Source organism: Vibrio sp. SCSIO 43135, from assembly GCF_023716665.1.
Lineage (GTDB): Bacteria > Pseudomonadota > Gammaproteobacteria > Enterobacterales > Vibrionaceae > Vibrio > Vibrio paucivorans.
In genome coordinates this window covers 1,002,289-1,017,854 of record NZ_CP071859.1, presented here as the reverse complement: position 1 = coordinate 1,017,854, position 15,566 = coordinate 1,002,289, and the positions used below count along the sequence as shown (strand labels likewise).

General features: G+C 45.6%; 13 protein-coding genes, 1 tRNA gene and 1 pseudogene. 6 read left to right on the top strand and 9 right to left on the bottom strand.

Going from position 1 to position 15,566, the window contains the following annotated elements:
- The first annotated feature begins 1 nt into the window (after position 1).
- Both J4N42_RS04795 and J4N42_RS04790 read left to right on the top strand, forming a co-directional pair.
- Entirely contained in the window at positions 2–3,127 is a 3,126-nt protein-coding gene (locus J4N42_RS04795) for a PAS domain-containing hybrid sensor histidine kinase/response regulator family protein (protein WP_252030148.1), read from the top strand.
- A gap of 568 nt (positions 3,128–3,695) precedes the next feature.
- Positions 3,696–5,288, top strand: a complete 1,593-nt coding sequence (locus tag J4N42_RS04790) for a BCCT family transporter (RefSeq protein WP_252030146.1) — start codon at positions 3,696–3,698, stop codon at positions 5,286–5,288.
- Between the two features lie 168 nt (positions 5,289–5,456).
- On the opposite strand, the gene J4N42_RS04785 is transcribed toward J4N42_RS04790, so the two are convergent.
- A tRNA-Arg gene (locus J4N42_RS04785) sits at positions 5,457–5,533 on the bottom strand.
- Between the two features lie 200 nt (positions 5,534–5,733).
- On the opposite strand from J4N42_RS04785, the gene folD reads away from it, so the two are divergent.
- On the top strand, positions 5,734–6,594 hold the full coding sequence (folD, locus tag J4N42_RS04780) for a bifunctional methylenetetrahydrofolate dehydrogenase/methenyltetrahydrofolate cyclohydrolase FolD (RefSeq protein ID WP_252030144.1): 861 nt from the start codon (positions 5,734–5,736) through the stop codon (positions 6,592–6,594).
- 60 nt (positions 6,595–6,654) lie between these two features.
- Here the strand turns inward: folD and J4N42_RS04775 are convergent, their stop codons facing one another.
- Entirely contained in the window at positions 6,655–7,626 is a 972-nt protein-coding gene (locus J4N42_RS04775; protein ID WP_252030142.1) for a lytic murein transglycosylase, read from the bottom strand.
- A gap of 26 nt (positions 7,627–7,652) precedes the next feature.
- Complete coding sequence (locus J4N42_RS04770; RefSeq protein WP_252030140.1) at positions 7,653–7,928, bottom strand: YcgL domain-containing protein; 276 nt, start codon at positions 7,926–7,928, stop codon at positions 7,653–7,655.
- 187 nt (positions 7,929–8,115) lie between these two features.
- On the opposite strand from J4N42_RS04770, the gene minC reads away from it, so the two are divergent.
- The 3 genes and pseudogenes from minC to minE all read left to right on the top strand — a co-directional run bounded on the left by minC (position 8,116) and on the right by minE (position 9,873).
- The gene (minC, locus tag J4N42_RS04765) at positions 8,116–8,778 is read left to right on the top strand and encodes a septum site-determining protein MinC (RefSeq protein WP_252030137.1); all 663 of its coding nucleotides are present in this window, start codon (positions 8,116–8,118) and stop codon (positions 8,776–8,778) included.
- A gap of 19 nt (positions 8,779–8,797) precedes the next feature.
- Complete coding sequence (minD, locus tag J4N42_RS04760; protein WP_252030135.1) at positions 8,798–9,610, top strand: septum site-determining protein MinD; 813 nt, start codon at positions 8,798–8,800, stop codon at positions 9,608–9,610.
- 6 nt (positions 9,611–9,616) lie between these two features.
- Positions 9,617–9,873: pseudogene (gene minE, locus J4N42_RS04755) on the top strand (cell division topological specificity factor MinE).
- A 37-nt stretch (positions 9,874–9,910) separates the two neighbouring features.
- On the opposite strand, the gene rnd reads toward minE, so the two are convergent.
- The 6 genes from rnd to tsaB all read right to left on the bottom strand — a co-directional run bounded on the left by rnd (position 9,911) and on the right by tsaB (position 15,554).
- The gene (gene rnd / locus J4N42_RS04750; protein ID WP_252030133.1) at positions 9,911–11,026 is read right to left on the bottom strand and encodes a ribonuclease D; all 1,116 of its coding nucleotides are present in this window, start codon (positions 11,024–11,026) and stop codon (positions 9,911–9,913) included.
- An 89-nt stretch (positions 11,027–11,115) separates the two neighbouring features.
- The gene (gene fadD / locus J4N42_RS04745; protein ID WP_252030131.1) at positions 11,116–12,810 is read right to left on the bottom strand and encodes a long-chain-fatty-acid--CoA ligase FadD; all 1,695 of its coding nucleotides are present in this window, start codon (positions 12,808–12,810) and stop codon (positions 11,116–11,118) included.
- Between the two features lie 103 nt (positions 12,811–12,913).
- Positions 12,914–13,771 (bottom strand): alpha/beta fold hydrolase, encoded by an 858-nt coding sequence (locus tag J4N42_RS04740; protein ID WP_252030129.1) that lies wholly within the window; start codon positions 13,769–13,771, stop codon positions 12,914–12,916.
- Entirely contained in the window at positions 13,771–14,331 is a 561-nt protein-coding gene (locus J4N42_RS04735; RefSeq protein WP_252030127.1) for a Slp family lipoprotein, read from the bottom strand. Before J4N42_RS04735 ends, J4N42_RS04740 begins: the two co-directional genes overlap by 1 nt.
- A 62-nt stretch (positions 14,332–14,393) precedes the next feature.
- Positions 14,394–14,708, bottom strand: a complete 315-nt coding sequence (locus J4N42_RS04730) for a chromosome partitioning protein ParA (protein WP_252030126.1) — start codon at positions 14,706–14,708, stop codon at positions 14,394–14,396.
- A 144-nt stretch (positions 14,709–14,852) separates the two neighbouring features.
- The gene (gene tsaB, locus J4N42_RS04725) at positions 14,853–15,554 is read right to left on the bottom strand and encodes a tRNA (adenosine(37)-N6)-threonylcarbamoyltransferase complex dimerization subunit type 1 TsaB (protein ID WP_252030124.1); all 702 of its coding nucleotides are present in this window, start codon (positions 15,552–15,554) and stop codon (positions 14,853–14,855) included.
- Positions 15,555–15,566 lie beyond the last annotated feature (12 nt).

The window sequence follows — 15,566 nt, the reverse complement described above, 5'->3', positions numbered from 1 at the left end:
CATGGGACTGATTCAAAAACTACTATTGGCCGTTGTTGGCCTGACGGTTAGCGCCATGCTTGGCATGGGCGTTATTGCGTTCTCTATTTCCCAAGGGGCTATCGAAAAAAACACTCACCAACAGCTTAATGGGACATTGGAGTTAGTTTCTGACTTGGTGGAAGAGCACAATCAATACTTGCTTTCGATTGTTGAAATCACCGCACGAAACCGAAGTTTAAAAAAGACCCTAGATCTGGGCATCAACCGAGGCATCGCTCAAGCACTGAATGACACCGCGAAGTCCTATGACCACATCAACTATCTACTGGTTGTGGATTACGAAGGTTATGTCTTCTCTTCATCAACCACCAATAGCAGGAATGAAAAATTCTTTGGCGAAGACCTATTACTGGAAAAAATTGAAGATTACCCCGCGTTCAAGCAAGTCCTTCGCGATCATTCACACATTAGTGCGCCGGCTACCGATCCTTTTTTATCTGAAGCTCAAAACGCATCACAATGGATTTCAAGCCCAATTCGCCAACGTAATAAGCTAGTCGGCTGGGTTATTATTTCAACTAACTGGGTGGCCAGTTACCAAGGCCTGTTAGACCGTTCGCTGCAAAAACTGCAGCAAGCCTATTACCCAATTCAACTACTCAGCCTAAACAGTGACGGTGAGGTTCCCCATCAAGTATCCGTTGGCCTCGCCAACCCCAAGACCGCATCGCTAGAATCCGAAAAAGTCTTATCGATCGGCGACAGCCCATATATTTTAAAAGTCGCATTCAACGAAAGTGACTCACTGCAAGCCGCTAGTAAGATCCGCGATAACATTGCCTACATTCTAGTAATAGGTACGGGGCTGCTTGCACTCGGATTATTTGCCTCACTGAGATATTTAGTGATTACACCAATCTCTGAACTGATTGGCCATATCAAACAGATTGCCACTCAAGGTTTGAGCTACCGCATTCCGGGGCAAAATAGTCGTGAATATTCCGCTATTGCGGATGCTGTTAACGAACTCAGCTCTCGGTTGGAAAAGACCACGACATCAATGTCGCTGTTGGATGAAGCCATTGCTTACAAAGAGCAAATCATGGCGAAACAACAACTGACCAGCCAAAGGCTCAGCTCAATTCTTGATACTGCAGCAGACGGCATTGTTACCATCGATGTTAAGGGAAGAATCCTGTCTATAAACCCCGCTACCCAACTGATTTTTGGCTACAAAGAGCACGAGTTGGTTGGCAGCCCTATCGAAATGCTGATGGACGATGCCCAAGCGATTAAACATCAGAGCTATATAGACCGTTACCTCAATACCGGTGACTCAAGGGTGATTGAGTATCGTGACAGCAGAGGCTTCACTGGCCGCGAACTCACGGCCCGTAAAAAGGATGGAGAGTTATTTCCGATTTCACTGTCCGTTGCTCGAATTGAAACAGATAACGGCATCATTTTCTCCGGCTTTATCAAAGACATCACCACTGTAAAAAATGCTGAAACCGCGCTGATTAGCGCCAAAAACCAAGCCGAAGAAGCGGCTAAGCTCAAGAGTGAATTTTTAGCAGTAATGAGCCATGAGATACGCACGCCGATGAATGGTGTGATCGGTATGCTCGAGTTGCTCATGGATAATGAACTCAATAAAACCCAAAGTCATCAAGCTTATCTTGCTCATAACAGTGCGGTCGCGTTACTGCATTTGATCAACGACATTCTCGACTTCTCCAGAATTGAAGCTGATAAGTTAGAGTTAGAGCAGCACCATTTCGATCTCAGACGCCTGCTTGGAGACTTTTGTGAGTCGATGTCGGCGAACTCAAACAACGACAACCTCGAGATCATTCTCAACACAATCGAAGTGAATGAATCCTTGGTTGTGGGCGACAGTACTCGCGTGCGACAAATATTCGTAAACTTGGTCGGAAATGCGACTAAGTTTACCGAAAAAGGCAATATTGTCGTCGAAGTTAAACTTGAAGAAGCCAACGACGACCAATGGCGAATACTAGCATCGGTTTCAGATACAGGCATTGGTATTCCGGCTGACCAAGTGAATACGCTGTTTGATAAATTCAGCCAAGTCGATGCTTCAACCACACGCAAGTACGGTGGTACAGGGCTTGGCTTAGCGATTGTCAAACGCCTTTGTGTGCTGATGGGTGGCGATATCAGGGTACAAAGTAAAGTCGGCCAAGGCAGTAAATTCACCTTTGAGATTCTGGTCGGAAAATCCCATCAATCTGCCCAAGTGCTACCTCAAGCTGATATCAGTAAACTCAACATCCTCGTTGTGGATGACAACGCCGTTAATCGTGAAGTGCTCACTAAACAACTCGAACATTGGGGAGCATCCGTCGCTGAAGCCGACAGCTATACACAAGCGTTAGACCGCTGCCAAGATATTCTAAGTTGCAGCCAAAACATATTCGATATCGCTTTCCTTGATATGCAAATGCCAGAAAACGATGGCTTGGATTTATGTAAAGCCATCAAGTCAAACTCTGAATATCAATCAATACACTTGGTTATGATGACTTCAATGGACGCTGTCGCTGACCAAAACATGTATAAGGAACTGGGCTTTAGTGGTTACTTCACCAAACCAGCGACCACCTCCGATCTATTCAACGCACTTAATGTGATTGCCGACGAAAGCTTTAATAACACCGACCCTCTTATTACGCATAACTACCTTTCGAGCTTTGAGCGCAATGTCAGTGAAAGAGAAGTCATACTCCCTGATGGCCTAACAGCGCTAGTTGTAGAAGACAATCGCGTTAACCAAATCGTTATGCGAGGGATCCTTAAACAATTCAACATTGAAACCCACGTTGCCGAACACGGTAAAGCCGCACTTGAAGCACTGAAGTCAGAGCGGAAGTTTGATTTCATATTGATGGACTGCCAAATGCCGGAAATGGACGGCTTTGAAGCGACTCAACGAATCCGAGCAGGCGAAGCCGGAGAGCATCGAAGTGACATTGTTATCATCGCTATGACGGCCAATGCGATGGCGAAAGACAAAGAAGAGTGTTTGATTGCAGGAATGAATGACTTTTTAACCAAGCCAGTAAATAGAGAGTTAATTAAGCAGAAGATTTACGAGTGGACTCAAAAAGAAGTCGTCACGTAAAAATTATCTAAGGTGAGTTTGGGAAATAATAGGGAGTGAATTGGTTAAGTTAGAGGAGCGCCTTATTATCCAACGAGACAACTAAAACCGCCCTCTAATCAGACTGAGTAATTACAGTAGAGTGAAGACACTCACTATTGCTACCAGTGAAAATAGACTGGTGCGACCGATTACTCCAAAGTGCGAAGGTTGAATCATTTCTTGATGCTGCATAGGCTCTCCATTGGTATTGTTACGCTGTCATTACAATATGATGAAATTTCTTTAAGTTCTCAATACATACCAAGATTAAATTTTTATGACAGCGCCCATTTTTTAAGCCGCCTAAGCGTGGAAAGCATAACAAATTTTCACTCTCCTATCGTACACCTCTTGTGGACATCACCTCGCGTTAAGCAGCCCAACATTAAACACCCCATCCCATAAAATTAGTTAGTACACTGAAATTTATAAGTCTAATAAACTACCAATGACAGCATCAAATAGTGGATTTCACTACTTATGCGCACTCACATCTGGTAGACTTCGCTGAAAATTTATTTTGAACTCTAAACATTAATGAGGATTCATGAGTCGTACTACGGACAAGTATAGTATTGAAAACACTGACTACACGGTGGGTCAGGACAATATTCAAAAATGGGGATTTGACGTTCATAACCCTGTATTCGGTATCAGTGCCGGTCTTATCATCGTTTTTCTAATTGCATTACTCGCATCCGATGCAGACAGCGCCAAAGCTGCACTCGATGGCGTTAAATGGCAGGTCATTGGATCATTCGACACACTCTTCATGTGGTCTGCTAATATCTTCGTTATTTTCTGTTTTGCTCTTATTCTTACGCCTTTCGGCTCAATCCGAATCGGCGGCGACAACGCCAAATCTGAGTATTCACTACTCTCGTGGATGTCGATGCTATTCGCAGCGGGCATGGGGATTGGGCTTATGTTTTGGGGCGTTGCTGAACCAGCAGCATTCTTTACCGGATGGTTTGAAACTCCGCTCAATGTCGAAGCCTACTCTCCAGAAGCAGCCAAGCTGGCTCTAGGCGCAACGATTTTCCACTGGGGATTCCACGGTTGGGCAATTTACGGGGTTGTTGCACTAGCACTGGCATTCTTTTCTTTCAACAAAGGCTTGCCACTTTCGATGCGTTCTATCTTTTATCCATTGCTCGGCGACCGTGCATGGGGCTGGGTTGGACACGTAGTCGACATCGTGGCTGTACTCGCGACACTCTTTGGTTTGGCAACATCACTCGGTTTAGGCGCTCAACAAGCTGCAAGTGGTATTAATCATGTATTCGGTACCAATGGTGGCATCGGTATGCAATTGGGCGTCGTTGCATTTGTCACTGGCCTAGCGGTTATTTCTGTCATGCGTGGCATGAACGGTGGTGTAAAAATCCTCAGTAACATCAATATGGTGGTTGCCTTTGGCTTACTACTGTTTGTGATTATCGCAGGCGGTACAGTAGCTCTGAATTCAATTCCAACAGGCTTGATGGCTTACATCGAGAACATCATCCCACTGAGTAATCCTCATGGCCGTGAAGATGAAGCATGGGTTCATGGTTGGACAGTATTCTACTGGGCTTGGTGGGTCTCTTGGTCGCCATTCGTCGGTATGTTCATTGCGCGCATCTCGAAAGGTCGCACAATTCGCGAATTCCTCGTTGCGGTACTGCTTGTGCCAACATCAGTAATCGTCATTTGGATGTCAGTATTTGGCGGTCTAGCGATTGACCAAATCACTAACCAAGTTGGTGAATTAGGAGCGAATGGACTGAAAGACATCACTTTGTCTCTATTCCACATGTTTGAAGCTCTGCCAATGAGCACTCTACTCTCTGTCGTATCGATTGCCTTGATCATGGTGTTCTTCGTTACTTCGTCCGATTCAGGATCGTTAGTGATCGACAGTATCACGTCTGGGGGTAAAGTAGATGCGCCTGTACCACAGCGCGTATTCTGGGCAGCTATTGGTGGTGCGATCGCAGCGGTATTACTGTGGGTTGGTGGTACAGAATCCATCCAAGCTCTGCAAGCTGGTACCGTTTCAATGGCTCTGCCATTTACTTTCATCCTACTGCTGATGCTCATTAGCTTGATGATGGGAATGAAAACCGAGCTACAATATCGTAAATTAAGCCACGCTTAATTCATCAAAAAGCCGCTGTCATCAGCGGCTTTTTTGTACGCACCACGTTGCCGATTAGTGCCGTAAAATCAAAGTATAAAGCTTACCTTGAAGTTGACACTGATACGGAACTAACAAGAACGAAAAAGCCCCGACAACTCTAGGAGTTATCGGGGCTCTTAAAATAAATGGCACGCCCTGTAGGATTCGAACCTACGACCACATCCTTAGAAGGGACGTGCTCTATCCAGCTGAGCTAAGGGCGCGCTACAGGGAAAGGATTATACGAGTTGAAGCGGGTAAATCAACGGCTTTATCTAACTTTCTGAATTGAATGCCTAAAAAAGAGCCACGCTTTGGTTAAATGCTCAAAATCACAACAAAGCAAACGTTTGCCTATGGATGTTAATATCAAATTCTGCGACAATGCGCTCAAAAATATAGACCATCAGAATAAAGGATAGTCATGACTGCTCAAAATATCGACGGAACACTTATTTCCCAAACTGTTCGTTCAGAAGTCGCCGCTCGCGTGAAAGCTCGAGTTAACTCTGGTCTACGCGCACCAGGCCTTGCGGTCGTTTTGGTTGGTGAAGACCCAGCGTCTCAAGTTTATGTCGGCAGTAAGCGCCGTGCATGTGAGGAAGTTGGCTTTGTTTCTAAATCTTTTGACTTACCGGCGACAGCGACTGAAGAAGAGCTACTTAACCTAGTAGATTCGTTAAATGAAGATCCTGAGATTGATGGCATCTTAGTTCAGCTGCCTCTTCCTGCAGGCATCGACTCAACACATGTTTTAGAGCGTATCACGCCAGAAAAAGACGTTGATGGTTTCCACCCATATAATGTTGGTCGTTTAGCGCAACGCATTCCGAAACTACGTTCATGTACGCCAAAAGGTATCATTACCCTGCTAGACCGCTACAACATAGATTTACGTGGTAAACACGCCGTTGTTGTAGGAGCTTCTAACATCGTCGGTCGCCCTATGACACTAGAGTTACTGTTAGCAGGCTGCACGACCACAACGTGTCACCGATTCACTAAAGACCTAGAAGGCCATGTTCGCCAGGCAGATGTAGTGGTTGTCGCTGTAGGTAAGCCTAACTTCATTCCAGGTGCTTGGATCAAGAAAGGTGCTGTGGTAGTCGATGTAGGCATCAACCGTTTGGAATCAGGTAAGTTGGTAGGCGACGTGGAATACGATGTGGCCAAAGAAAATGCCAGCTTTATTACGCCAGTTCCTGGTGGCGTAGGCCCAATGACTGTTGCGAGCCTTATCGAAAACACCATGATTGCGTGTGAGCAGTTCCACACTAAGAAGTAATCAAATCTTTATAAAGAAAAAGGGGCTTTTAGCCCCTTTTTTTATTACTTTAAAATCATACTAGTACTTAATTCGATCAGCCAAGTGGCTAACGGCAAGCGCAAAGTAGTAAGAGCGGTTCCACTTCATTAGCACATTGTAGTTGTTGTATACCAAGTAAGTACGCCCGTTTTCATCATCAGGCATGATCAGCCACGCTTTAATATCTTCATCGAGCTTAGGAAGCGGCTTACCATCGTATCTGGTAATGCCCAGCTTCGACCATTCCTGAAGATACTTACCTTTCTCTTCCCCGCGCCCTTCTAGACTTGGATCAATACCATGTGGCACTTTAACTTGGCGACCCCAAGTGTATTTATCATCCCACCCAGATTGGCTTAAGTAGTTAGCTGTCGAAGCAAACACGTCGGCTTTGGTATTCCAGATGTCTTTCTTACCATCGCCATTCCCATCCGCTGCGAAGGACAAAAACGAGCTAGGCATAAACTGACACTGCCCCATCGCCCCAGCCCATGAGCCCTTCATGTTTTCAGGCTTAATGTGGCCCTCTTCGAGAATCGTAAGAGCAGCCATCGCTTCTTTACGGAAGAACGCTTCGCGTCGACCTTCGTAAGCAAGCGTCGATAATGCATCAATGACACTGTAGCCACCCGTAAACTTACCAAAGTTACTCTCAACGCCCCACAGTGCCACAATGAACCTAGGCTGCACGCCATACTCTTCACCGATTCTAGAGAGCTCTGTATAGTGTTTTTTATACAGATCACGCGCCTGTTTGACTTTCCAATCAGGCACCGCGCGTGGGATATATTCATCTAATGTCAGCTTTTTCTCCGGCTGATTCCGATCAGCGGTAACAGCGCGAGGTTTGAAAGTGACATTTTCAAATGCCTTATCAACAATCTGCTGAGAAATACCATTGTTTAAGGCTTCTTGCTTCATCCCTTCTACGTATTGCTCAAAACTGACTTCGTTTGCTACCGCTGAAGCCGCAATACCTAGACCTAATACAACTGACAATAATTTTTTCACATTGCCCTCCTTGAGCAATATCGCGCTTATTTTTGCTGCGCCTTTTGTTCTTTGTACTTTTCAAGCAAGTTCTCTGGTGGTGGTGGCAACTGTAGGAAAAACCCTTCCTCTTCCATCGATGCTTTTACTTTTTCAACATCGACTTGCGCCAGTTTTCGACCATCAAGCTTGATCACCATAACGAAAATAGGTTTACCGAACATCTGCATCAAAGTGTCAGGAACTTGTGAAAAGTCATCTTTCTTCGGAATGTAGAGATAAGCGCCTTCTTTCTTAGAGCTTTTATAGATAGAACAAAGCATAACTTGCCTTTTAAATTGATTTTTAACTGATAGTTGGAGAAAACTGACTACTTTTAATACGAAACGTAAAACTTTAGCTAATTTTAACCGTTTAACGACAACATAACTTGCTGTACTTATACATGAAATATAACATGACAACCCTAGTTCCAGGCAACGTCCTTTCTACTGAGGCATGAAGTAAATAATGTCGAATATCCCTGACCTAAAAGGCAGTAGCTTCACTCTGTCAGTTTTGCACCTTTCTGGCAATGAAGTTTCAACAGCGATTGAGTTTATTAATGAAAAAGTAGCGCAAGCACCCGCTTTTTTCGCTTCGGCACCGGTTGTCATCAATATCGAAAAAGTATCTGGCGATATTGATTTCCAGCAGCTAAAACAAGGTATTTCTGTAGCGGGTATGATTCCCGTTGGGATCACAGGCTGTAAAGATAAGCGCGCGCAGAATCAAGCCTCTGAAGCTGGCTTTGCCGTTATGTCGGCCAGTAAGTCTCCATCGCAGGCTCCCGCTAAGATGGCACCAACAAAAGTGGTTCGAACACCTATCCGATCTGGCCAACAAATTTACGCGAAAGATGGTGACCTCGTTATCCTTAGCCACGTCAGCGCTGGCGCAGAGGTGATCGCTGATGGGTCAATCCATATCCATGGAACATTGCGCGGCCGTGCTATTGCCGGAGCAAGTGGTCAAAAAGATGCACGAATTATTTGTCACGATTTACAGGCTGAGCTGGTTTCTATTGCAGGAAATTACTGGCTGAGCGATCAAATTGAAGGTGAGTTCTGGCAGAAGAAAGTCATGGTGAGCATGCTCGATGACGCATTACACCTAGAAGTTCTCACCGTTTAAATTATAAAAAGGAAAAACCATGGCACGCATTATTGTTGTGACGTCAGGCAAGGGTGGAGTAGGTAAAACAACTTCCAGTGCAGCGATTGCATCCGGCCTTGCAATTAAAGGTAAAAAAACCGCCGTTATTGATTTCGATATCGGCCTACGAAACCTTGATTTAATTATGGGTTGTGAGCGTCGAGTCGTGTATGACTTCGTTAACGTAATCAACGGTGAAGCAACGTTGAATCAAGCACTTATCAAAGATAAGCGTAACGACAACTTATTTATTCTACCGGCTTCTCAAACCCGTGATAAAGATGCACTTACCAAAGACGGTGTTCGTCGCATTCTTGATGAACTAGACGAACTCGGTTTCGACTTTGTGATTTGTGACTCTCCGGCAGGTATCGAACAAGGTGCATTAATGGCACTATACTTTGCAGATGAAGCAATCGTCACGACCAACCCAGAGGTTTCATCGGTACGCGATTCAGACCGTATCCTCGGTATTTTAGATTCTAAGTCTCGCCGAGCAGAAGAAGGGTTACCCCCTGTGAAGCAGCACTTACTGCTGACCCGCTACAACCCTGCACGTGTGACTCAAGGCGAGATGCTCAGCGTTGAAGATGTAGAGGAGATCCTTCATATTTCTCTGCTTGGCGTTATTCCAGAAAGCCAAGCGGTACTGAATGCATCGAACAAAGGTGTACCTGTTATCTTTGATGAAGAGTCAGATGCAGGTATGGCATATGACGACACTGTAGAACGCCTGTTGGGTGAGCAAGTGGATTTCCGCTTCCTAACCGAGCAAAAGAAAGGAATCTTTAAACGACTGTTTGGAGGCTAATAGAGCATGTCATTACTTGAGTTTTTCCGTCCACAAAAGAAACGAACTTGGCTAAAGAGCGCTTACAGATTATTGTAGCGGAACGCCGTAGCCAAGATGACCCAGCGCCGTCTTACCTACCACAGTTAAAAGAAGACATCCTAGCAGTGATTGCCAAGTATGTTGCTGTCGACCCTTCAATGGTCGACCTCTCTTTTGAGCACAAAGACGATGACATTTCAGTATTGGAATTGAACGTTAAATTGCCTGAAGATGAGAAATAAAAAAAGAGAGCCAAATGGCTCTCTTTTTTTTATTCTTTTACACTAACTTATTGAGCTTTTCACCCAGCAGTTCCTGTCGCCAACCTTGCATCACATCAGGCAACTTAGCTGGATCGCGATCTTTTTTCCAAACCCAACTCAGTAACTGATTAAGCTGCTTCTTGGATGCCAAAAACTCTGTAGCTAAACCCGAGCTTTGAGACACTCGTTTTACTTCGTCTTTTAGCTTCTTAAACAACTGCTTGTAGCCAGGGTAGTCCATCAGGCGTTCAATTTGGTCTGGGTATTGTTCAGCCGGTGTTTGTTCCGCCGCCTTTACCAATGAAATAATTCGAGCTGAGTGGCGACGCACAGAGCGTGGGTCTATGCCCTGCTCTTCCATTTGCTTCGCGCTCTTGATGCCAAATCGAGCAACGGAAAGTAAATCGTTCTCTTTAAACACAAAGTTTAATGCTAAATCACGCTTAAGCGCCTCTTTGTAACGCCAAGTAGCAAGAGGTTTAAGCACGGCTAGTTCTTTTGGCCTTAGCTGCCATGCTCCCTTAATGTCGAGGTACACGTTATCTGCATCGATAGATTTAATACGTTTGGTGACCAGTAAGTCTGACTCTACTTGTGCGGCTTCCCACCAGCCTGCTTGGATGATCTTTTCTAGCAAAGTGTCGTACAAAGGCTGTAGATAGAATACATCGGCTGCCGCATATTCCAGCTGCTTAACGCTTAAAGGACGCGCCATCCAGTCAGTTCGTGACTCACTCTTATCCAACTCAACGCCCACATACTCACTCACTAAAGAAGCAAAACCGGTAGAGAGCCCATGCCCAAGGAAGGCTGCCATGATTTGAGTATCCACCATAGGGAAAGGAGTGCAGCCAAATGCATTCTGGAACACTTCTAAATCTTCGCCACATGCGTGCAACACTTTCAGTACCGATGTATCACGCAACAGTTCAACAAACGGAGTCATGTCTTTAAAAGTCGTTGGGTCGATAAGCGACAATGCTTCACCATCAAATAACTGAATCAAGCCCAATTGCGGATAGAAGGTACGAATACGCACAAACTCGGTGTCGAGCATGACTGCATCCGCTTCTCTTGCTTGTTCACAAACCCTTTTCAAATCGTCTGGTTGGGTAATTATTTGATAATTCACGAATCTCTCACTGTAGATAATATTGGGGGGACAATAAAAAATGCCGACTGTATTAGTCGGCATTCTAGCACTGTTTGTTACGTTATGCTTTACGCACTCTCGCGCTGCGCGAGTTGGGCGTCATTTTCTTCTCGCAGCACACGGCGTAAAATCTTGCCGACGTTAGTTTTCGGTAGCTCTTCTTTGAACTCCACCAACTTCGGCACTTTATAACCCGTAAGGTGCTGACGACAGTGTGCGATAACTTCGTCTTTAGTTAAGCTAGGGTCACGCTTCACCACGTAGATCTTAACGATCTCACCCGATACTTCATGCGGCTGACCAATCGCTGCAACTTCCAGCACTTTACCATGGAGTGCAACCACATCTTCGATCTCGTTTGGATACACATTGAAGCCAGATACTAGAATCATGTCTTTCTTACGATCAACGATATGCAGGAAACCTTCGTCATCGAATTTAACGATATCACCCGTCGACAACCAGCCTTCACCGTTGATGACTTCTTTCGTCGCTTCAGGTCGCTGCCAGTAGCCTTGCATAACTTGAGGACCACGAACCTGTAGCTCACCTACTTCAGTATTAGCAAGGGCATTACCTTCTTCGTCCACAATGCGTACTTCTGTAGATGGAACAGGCAAACCAATCGACCCATTATAATCAACCAGATCGTGAGGGTAAGCAGCCACCAGCGGAGAACACTCGGTGAGTCCGTAGCCTTCTAACAGATAACAACCCGTCGACTTCTTCCATTGCTCAGCGACGGCGCGTTGAACAGCCATACCACCACCTACAGCAAGGCGCAGGTTACTAAAGTCAAGTTCATGGAAGTCTTCGTTATTCACTAATGCATTAAACAGCGTATTCACACCCGTAATGGCGGTGAATTGGTATTTTTGTAGCTCTTTAATAAAGCCCGGAATATCTCGTGGGTTGGTAATCAACAAGTTACTGCCACCCATTTCTACGAACAGTAAACAGTTAACTGTTAACGCAAATACATGGTAAAGCGGAAGAGCTGTCACCACCAACTCTCGACCTTCAGACAATACTGGACCATATGCCCCTTTTGCCTGCATCACGTTGGCAATCATATTGCGGTGCGTCAGTATTGCACCTTTCGCTACACCAGTCGTACCGCCCGTATACTGTAAGAAAGCAATATCATCGCCCGACATAAATGGTTTTACGTATTGAAGACGGCGGCCTTTGTGCAGAGCTTTACGCATTGAAATAGCCCCAGGCAGATTGTACTTAGGTACCATGCCTTTCACGTATTTCACTACGAAATCAACCACGGTTCCTTTCGCTCTTGGTAGCATTTGGCCAAGGCTAGTCAGTACCACGTGCTTAACTGGCGTATTGTCGACTACCTGCTCTAAAGTGTTGGCAAAATTAGATACGATCACAATCGCTTTTGCATCAGCGTCGTTTAACTGATGTTCTAGTTCACGAGGCGTATACAAAGGGTTTACGTTTACCGCGATCATACCCGCACGCAGCACACCAAACAGTGCAACTGGGTATTGCAGCAAGTTTGGCATCATAAGCGCAACGCGGTCGCCTTTTTTCAGCTTCAGCTCATTTTGAAGATAAGCAGCAAACGCTCGGCTACGTTCTTCCAGCTTACGGAAGGTCATTACTGACCCCATGTTCATAAAGGCTGGTTGATCAGCGTACTTCTGTACCGACTGCTCAAACATCTCAACAAGAGATGGATATTGGTCAGGGTTGATGTTTTCCGGTACATCGCTTGGATAGCGTGATAGCCAAGGTTTATCCACGGTTATACTCCTATTATTTGACGGCGCTTTAACGGGCAATTTTTATTATCAAACCATTACAGCACAGCCAAGACGCTTGAGCACGTAACACTCAAACACTTGTTTAAATTTTGTTAACTAAGCCAGAAATTAGATCAATAACTCTATCATTATCTTGTAAGTGACAATGATGACCACCGTCTACGGTGACAACGTCAATATCTGGCTTTACCACTTGCTGTTCAACTTGAGAGAGGTGTTCAAACCCTTGTTGACCAAGAATGACAAGTTGCGGACACGTAATCGCATCGATGATGGCTTTTGCGTTCCCAGCAGACATTCGATATAGAGAGTCGCTTTGTAGCTTGGAATCGTGGCGCCAATACCATCCGCCCTCTCTGTTCACTATGCCTCGCTCGACAATTGGCGCTATCTGCTGCGGATCTAATTGATTCACTTGGGCGCGCTTTTCAATCGCTTGTTCGATGGACGCTAAAGACCTCATCGGCTTACGTCGAATTCGTTGCCGGCTTTTGACGCCTTGACGTAATCGATGGACACTGTTTTGAGCGGGCTCAGCAAGAGGGCCGAACCCTTCAATTTGCACCAATCCAGCAACTTGCTCTGGAAAGGCGGCACTATAGCAACTTGCAATCAATGCACCAAGAGAATGTCCCACCAGCACTAGCTTGTTTGGTGATAATTCAGCCAAAAGCTGGTGAATGTCGTCTATATAGTCATGAAATGGGTAGAAATGGCCATCGGGTTTATGGCTAGAATGGCCATGACCGGGTAAATCGATTGCGCAAAAATACCCATTGGGGATGCGCTCTTTCAGCAGGGGTAGTAACGTTTGAAAGGAACCAGCATTATCAAGCCAGCCATGAATGAAAACCAATTGGACAGAGGAAGAACGTCGATCGCCCAACTCTAAGGTCGCGATGTCACCATGTGCGACCTTGATGCGAGTTTCTTTTAGCATTATTTCACTTCTTGGATCACTCGTCCCTCACTAGGGAAAGCCATCGTTTGACGACAGTAGAGCCCGCGGCATGGGAAATAATAGCTGCCCACATCATTCACAATGACTCGCTCTTGGATGCGCCACAAATGCACACCACGCGCATTCATCACGGGAAATTGATGCTCGAACTCACCAACTTTCGCTTGTTCGGTGCCATTACTCGTTCCCAGCACAGTGATCAAACGCCCTTCCGCATAAGCAACTGGGTCGAGAAACCCATCAACATACGCGACAAAACGGCCATTAGGCTCCGTGCCCAAATCAGGTTTACCTGCCGAGCTGATCGGCATATTCACCACTTCTAAACGCGTTTTGTCATCCAAATTGGTTACTTTAGCGATGATACCGCCAAGGCGAACATCGAGCGTATTACTAGAATCAGAGTCCAACCACTGCTGATAATCAGAAATGAGGTTCGGGCTCTCTGATTCAAGGTTTTGAGGTAACGAGGAACAAGCGCTCACTAATAAGACAGAAACAAGGATTAGCACTTTTTTGAATTGAAAGAATGGATTCATGGGAGCCTCTAAAAAGGCGGCTACACAGCGAAACAAGAATGCCAAATGAGCCGGAAAATGGATTATATGTAGATATCGACACCAAGGAGTTGGGCAAGTTCATCGCGTTTAGCTTGATTCATAACCCCTAAATATTCTTGCATGGCTTTACGTGCCTGACCTTCAGGAAGATCATATTGGATTTGAGCTCGGTGAATATCTGATTCTTGAACGTGACGAATGGAATGAGAAACCGCATCAGCGACTTTCGTCGGCTGAGCGACCGATGTACTGGCTTGGCCTTTTTTGACCTCGTTTTTCTTGTTGGCTTTATTCGACTTGTTCGTTCTAGTCGTATTCGGTACCAACGAAGGAGGTAAACCATTTATCGAAGCCATTCGTCTCCCCAAAAATTCTCAGCGTCATTTAGCCACTCATTAAGCAGCGCCATAAATACTGCAAAGTGTGTGGCGAACAAGAGCTAAAGTTTACAGACTCTAGCTCTCTATCAACTTCAATTGATTGGCACTGACCTACCGCTGTTACTCACGGCCTGGCAGCTTTTTCCATGCCACATTATCACGCAGATAAACTGGGCTTGCATGTTCAGCGTCAACCGTATTCCCTTTCGCCAATTCAAACTGCGCAAGGTACACAATATCTTGAGCGTCTGGGAACAATACGTCCCCTTTTTCACACTCGATCGTAAGTTCAGCCAGCGCTTCAGAATAAGCATCCCAACCTGTTCCTGCTGCCTTCCAAGCCAGTTCATCACGACTGAGTTGCTCAGCAAGCACTTGTGGTGGAATCACGCATTCTGCATCGACTTCGCTCCAACTGCCATCTTCTTGACGGCTAAAACGTCCCCAGTACACTTCGCTCATTCGTGCGTCTATCGCACAAGCAACGTGACTTGCGCCATGCTGGCGGTAAGAACCTTGAGCCATCGCAGCAAGTGTCGATACACCAATCATGGGTAAGTCTGCACCGAACGCTAAACCTTGTGCAATTCCAATGCCAATGCGCACACCTGTAAAACTACCTGGCCCACGACCAAAGGCCAGTGCATCTAAATCCGCTAGGGTTACACCCGCTTCTTTCAAGACTTCGTCGACCATTGGCAATACTTTTTTGGTGTGGTCACGAGGGGCAACCTCGCTACGAACATACAGCTTGTCGCCAACCATCAGCGCAACGGAACAGTTTTCTGTTGCAGTATCTAAGGCAAGAATTTTTGCGCTCATTGAACTCTCTAA